Below are 2,879 nucleotides of genomic sequence, written 5' to 3' on the forward strand. Positions count from 1 at the left end.
GCACGCCCCGGCCCTGCTCGGCACCCTCGGTGGCCTCGCACTGGGCATGGAATTCATCCCCGGCCAGACGCTCAGTACCGCGCAAGCCGTGGGCAATGAAGTGTTCGAACAGCTGCAGCACGCGCTGAGCCGCCTGCATGCCGCCGGCATCACCCACAACGACCTGCATGGCACCAACGTGGTGGTCAGCGCCGGCGTGCCGGTACTGCTGGACTTCACCTCGGCCTGGCGCGTACCGCGCTGGCTGCGCCGCAACCCGCTGAGCCGGCAGCTGAGCCGCAGCGACATGAAGAACCTGCTGAAGATGCGCCAGCGCGTGACCGGGCAGGCGCCGAGCCCTGCGCAGGCGGCCATGGTGGCCGACCCCGGTTGGGTGGCGGCTGTGCGCCAAGGCTGGAAGCGGTTCTACAAGTGGGCGAAGCGTCGGTAGAGGTCGAGCTTGCTCGACCGCTTTTCTGTAGAGCCGAGCCCACGCTCGGCGGCTCTTTGCATCAGCCGAGCGTGAGCTCGGCTCTACAAAAACGGCTTACAACGCGTCCGCGTCCAGCTCACCGGTACGAATACGCACCACGCTGCCCAGGTCGTACACGAACACCTTGCCATCGCCGATCTTGCCGGTGCCCGCCGCCTTCACGATGGCTTCCACCACCACCTCCACCTGATCGTCGGTCACCGCCACTTCCAGCTTCACCTTCGGCAGGAAGTCGACCACGTACTCGGCGCCACGGTACAGCTCGGTATGGCCCTTCTGGCGACCGAAGCCCTTCACTTCCGTCACCGTGATCCCGGTAACACCGCGCTCGGCCAGCGCTTCGCGCACGTCGTCGAGCTTGAACGGCTTGATCACCGCCATGACCATCTTCATCGTCTATCTCCTGTATTCCGGCGTGGAGGATAGCGCCTGAACGCGGCCGGTGCGAAACCCGCAGCGCCTGTCCGGCGGGCCGGGGCCAGCAGTATCCTTACGGCCGAACAGCCGTGGCCGCGCCGGATGCGCAGGCCCACCACCCCTCGGAGCACCCCATGATCGACCTGAACCAAATCGATGACCTCGCCCGTCGCCTCAGCGACCTGGTGCCGCCGGGCCTGCGCGAATCGCGCGAGGAACTGCAGGCCACCTTCAAGAGCGCGCTGCAGGCGGGGCTCGCGAAGCTGGACTTGGTGACCCGCGAGGAATTTGAAGTGCAGCGCGCGGTGCTGCTGAAGACGCGCGAGAAGCTGGACGCGCTGGAAACAGCGGTGCGCGAGCTTGAAGGGCGCGGCACCGCAGAATAAAAAAGGAGGCGCGCTGCGCCTCCCACTTACAGATTATTTCCCTGATGGGGCCTTGCCGCAAGGCCCGCCCGGCGCCTTAGACTCGCCGGCCTGTCGATCCGGCAGGACAGGTAGGGGTAGTGCCGATGGCACAGGACACCGAATGGACACCCGTTTCGCATGACACCTGCGACCAGGTTGCCGGGCCGTTTTATCACGGCACCCGGGCTGACCTCGCGGTGGGCGAGCTGCTGAGCGCGGGCTTCCGGTCCAACTATCGCGACAGCGTGGTGATGAACCACATCTACTTCACCACGATTGCCAAGGGCGCCGGGCTGGCTGCGGAGATGGCCCGGGGTGAGGGGCGACCGCGTGTGTATTTGGTGGAGCCGACCGGGCCGTTTGAGGACGATCCTAATGTGACCAACAAGAAGTTTCCCGGGAATCCGACGCGGTCGTATCGGAGTACGGAGCCGTTGCGGGTTGTTGGGGAGATTACGGAGTGGGAGGCCTACGATGCGGAGTTCGTTCGGCAGTTGAGGGAATTTGTTGCGTCAGGGAGTGGGGAGATCATCAACTGATGACCTGTTGGCGTTGGGCGTTGCGCACCTCTTCCTCGGCATCATAGATGTCCAGCCCGAGCTCGATGCCGCGCTGCCCCAAGGCGAGCAAACCACGAGGCGAGAGCGATACACCATCATTGCTGCTGCCCATGAAAAGACCGCAGAACAGGTCAGGCCGGAACCGTGCCAGTGACGCCCATATGGCGAGATCTCCGGTGAGTTGATCCAGGATCTCGAAGATCTGAGCTTCCAAGTCTTCAGGTTCACGACGCTCCGCATCAAGTCGCCAGCTTCCGGTCCTGGCGACACGTACGACCCCTGATGGGCTGCCTTTAAGTTCCTGGCCCTTGTGATACGAAGCAGTTGGAGTCGCCCCAAGCAAGGCACTAATTTCATCTGGCAGGAGGTCGCTCCCGAAGAATCGGAGTGTTACCAGAGAATGGTCGAATGCTGGCATTGGGATCCGGCTGTCCTTTTCGGAATCGCTTCCAATCTATACGTCTCATCGAAGTTAGGTCAGCCTGACCACGTTGAGGGAGTCCAAGTTCGGACGAAGAGGGTTGCCATTCTTGATCGAACTTGAGCACCCGGACGTCGGTCTCAGAACTTTACTCTGCTGTAAACAAGGTCCAGTTCTTCATCATGCATGACCCAGCGACCAGCATTGCCCTCCGGACACAGGTAGAACTTTCCGGCGTAATTTGACGCGCGCGACCAAGCGCTTCGGRCGAACTGGGGAAAGCGCCGCATGACTCGCGCGTCCGGCATTTCCGGCCTGCTTGCCAGCGTGCAGTCTTCAGGCAAAGTAAGAATGCCGCTGGTTAGACGAAAGACCAACCACGACTCATTGGTGTCCATGTCGTGCGTCTCTTGTATGTTGACAGCATCCTCAGGCAACCACGCGGGCAACCACTTCGATTCACCGATTGCCTGTCTCGAAACAGCTTGGCTTCGGTCTGCATATTGGGTGCTTGCAACTTCCGAGCAGCTAGAAAGTGCGAGTGCCAGCGAGACCATCAGGAAGAGCTTGCGAGAGTTCATTGGAGGCATGCAAGTCATCAG

5 protein-coding genes and 1 pseudogene are annotated in these 2,879 nt (G+C 61.9%); 3 read left to right on the plus strand and 3 right to left on the minus strand.

Annotated elements, in window-relative coordinates; translation table 11 throughout:
• Positions 1-430: pseudogene (locus AB4Y84_RS18235) on the plus strand (kinase); the annotation flags it as partial.
• 96 nt (positions 431-526) lie between these two features.
• Here AB4Y84_RS18235 and AB4Y84_RS18240 read toward each other — a convergent pair.
• Positions 527-865 carry a P-II family nitrogen regulator gene (locus tag AB4Y84_RS18240; protein ID WP_032977217.1) on the minus strand — a complete coding sequence of 113 codons (339 nt, stop codon included), beginning with the start codon at positions 863-865 and terminating at the stop codon, positions 527-529.
• Between the two features lie 158 nt (positions 866-1,023).
• Between AB4Y84_RS18240 and ubiK the strand changes: the two genes are divergently transcribed.
• Together ubiK and arr are read left to right on the plus strand one after the other, a co-directional pair.
• Positions 1,024-1,275: a ubiquinone biosynthesis accessory factor UbiK gene (gene ubiK, locus AB4Y84_RS18245; RefSeq protein ID WP_012512353.1), complete on the plus strand. Its 252-nt coding sequence runs from the start codon at positions 1,024-1,026 to the stop codon at positions 1,273-1,275.
• A 125-nt stretch (positions 1,276-1,400) separates the two neighbouring features.
• The gene (gene arr, locus AB4Y84_RS18250) at positions 1,401-1,835 is read left to right on the plus strand and encodes an NAD(+)--rifampin ADP-ribosyltransferase (protein WP_312786177.1); all 435 of its coding nucleotides are present in this window, start codon (positions 1,401-1,403) and stop codon (positions 1,833-1,835) included.
• On the opposite strand, the gene AB4Y84_RS18255 is transcribed toward arr, so the two are convergent.
• Both AB4Y84_RS18255 and AB4Y84_RS18260 read right to left on the minus strand, forming a co-directional pair.
• Positions 1,828-2,274, minus strand: a complete 447-nt coding sequence (locus AB4Y84_RS18255) for a DUF4279 domain-containing protein (RefSeq protein WP_442244193.1) — start codon at positions 2,272-2,274, stop codon at positions 1,828-1,830. The two genes, arr and AB4Y84_RS18255, sit on opposite strands and share 8 nt — an antisense overlap.
• A gap of 143 nt (positions 2,275-2,417) precedes the next feature.
• Positions 2,418-2,879, minus strand: a 462-nt coding sequence (locus tag AB4Y84_RS18260; protein WP_442250603.1) for a hypothetical protein, incomplete at its 5' end; no start/stop codon positions are given.

The sequence above is a fragment of the Stenotrophomonas sp. 2YAF22 genome (assembly GCF_052114665.1).
In the GTDB taxonomy this organism is placed as follows: Bacteria; Pseudomonadota; Gammaproteobacteria; order Xanthomonadales; family Xanthomonadaceae; genus Stenotrophomonas; species Stenotrophomonas indicatrix.

What these genes read in the sequence shown, in the direction of transcription:
- AB4Y84_RS18240 (WP_032977217.1), bottom strand. Translation starts at nt 865, where the DNA reads ATGAAGATGGTCATGGCGGTGATCAAGCCGTTCAAGCTCGACGACGTG.
- ubiK (WP_012512353.1), top strand. Translation starts at nt 1,024, where the DNA reads ATGATCGACCTGAACCAAATCGATGACCTCGCCCGTCGCCTCAGCGAC.
- arr (WP_312786177.1), top strand. Translation starts at nt 1,401, where the DNA reads ATGGCACAGGACACCGAATGGACACCCGTTTCGCATGACACCTGCGAC.
- AB4Y84_RS18255 (WP_442244193.1), bottom strand. Translation starts at nt 2,274, where the DNA reads ATGCCAGCATTCGACCATTCTCTGGTAACACTCCGATTCTTCGGGAGC.